Source organism: Thermoflexibacter ruber (genome assembly GCF_900113045.1).
In the GTDB taxonomy this organism is placed as follows: domain Bacteria; phylum Bacteroidota; class Bacteroidia; order Cytophagales; family Thermoflexibacteraceae; genus Thermoflexibacter; species Thermoflexibacter ruber.
Window position 1 is genome coordinate 1 of the sequence record NZ_FONY01000114.1, and the last position, 1,691, is coordinate 1,691.

Consider the following 1,691-nt stretch of genomic DNA (forward strand, 5'->3'; position numbering starts at 1 on the left):
ATATGTGCTTGCAAGTTACAAATTTCTTGGGACATTGAGGTTATCAGTTTTCGTCCTTTGTTGTTGTTTTTTTCTTAAAATATCAGCCAACGTTTTGCCGCTTTGCGAAGGCGGGGATTTTTAACACAAAACTTCATTAGATGCACAATGCTTATATTTACCACTTCACTGTCATAGAAGCACGAAACCCCCGCTTTTGCAAAACGGCTGTTGGGTGCTGTTTTTCATTCTTTCGTGAATGTAAATTGTCCACCACCTTGTTTTAAAATCATTGTTTTGTCTGTCGGATTAAATTCCAAGACAACTCCTGCTTGGTCAAACTTAAATTTGTCTTTTTCGGTTGCTTCGAGTGGAAATGCTGATTGTCCTGTTGCTTGTGCAATTAAAGTATTTCCGTTTTTTGACACTGTAATTTTCAACGGAATTTGTTTAGAGGAATAAACACCTAAATACTTGTCTAAATCTTCTGAGGTCAGGTTGAAAGTCGTAAATACTGGAATTTCATATGGCTTGTTGTAAACTGCACTTAAAACAGCAATAGAAATGTCATTATTGTTCATATTTGTTCCGTTAGAAATCAAAGCATACGAAACTTTGTCGTCTGGGAAATATGAATAAACTGAAGTAAATCCATCTATTCCGCCTGTGTGTCCGTATCCTACACTTTTGTAAAATGGCATTTGGAATAATCCTATTCCGTATCCATCTTTTATAGTTTTCATTATTTCTAGACTTTCATTTGACAAAAGTTTACCGCCAAATAAAGCGTCTGCAAATTTTGTCAAGTCGATTGGTGTAGAAGTTATTGCACCTGCACCTAAAGGAACTGTAAAATCTGTTTCAGGCTCTACTTTCCAAGTTCCTGCGAAAGTGTATGATTTACATTCGTTGTTATTTGGATTGATTTTGCCAAAAACATAAGTGCTTGTCAAACCGATTGGTTTAACAATAAATTCTTGCAATAAATCAGAATACGATTTTTCAAAAGTTTTTTCAAGGATGTAAGTTAAAAGCACAAAATTTGAATTACTGTATTCTGCTTTGCTGTCGGGCTTGAAGTCGCTACCGCCTTTTGTAATTATTTCAACCAATTCCTTTTCAGTCTTTTGTTGTGTGTTCCAAGTCAAGTAGTCTTTGTCTTTTGTGAAGTTATGTATTCCACTTCTGTGACTTAGCAAATGTTTTACTGTTATTTTCTTTGCGTTTATAATTGTCGGAAACCATTTGTCAATAGTTTGATTTAGGTCTAACTTTTTTTGCTCAACCGCTTTTAATACCAAAACCGCTGTAAACGATTTAGAAATTGAACCAATTCTGTATTTAGAATTTTCAGTTGCTTTCTTGTTGTTTTCAACGTCAGCAAGTCCAATAGTTTTCGTATATATAATTTCTCCGTTTTTTGAAACGGCAACGCTACCCATAAACTTATTGTTTTCTTCAAGTGCGTTGAAATAGTTGTCCAGCTTAGTTTTGTCAAAGTTCGTTTGAGCAAGTCCAATTTGACCAAGAGTTAAAAGTAATACTGTTGTTAAAATTGCTTTTTTCATTTTTTTTCTGTTTATGTTATTGTTTAAGGGTCGCCCTAAAATAGCACCCAACGGAAAAGGCTTGGCGAAGGCGGGGGTTTAACAGCACCAGACTTCACATAAGCACGAATGTAAATAAAAAGCACTACTCTACAAATTAGCACA

General features: G+C 34.9%; 1 protein-coding gene. It reads right to left on the minus strand.

All coding sequences use genetic code 11. The annotated features are described in order from the left end of the window. Positions 1-224: 224 nt before the first annotated feature. A complete protein-coding gene (locus BM141_RS22405) occupies positions 225-1,547 on the minus strand; it encodes a serine hydrolase domain-containing protein (protein ID WP_091549656.1) in 1,323 nt (440 codons plus the stop codon). Between the last annotated feature and the right edge of the window lie 144 nt (positions 1,548-1,691).

Coding starts and splice junctions, on each gene's coding strand:
- BM141_RS22405 (WP_091549656.1), bottom strand. CDS start 1,547: ATGAAAAAAGCAATTTTAACAACAGTATTACTTTTAACTCTTGGTCAA.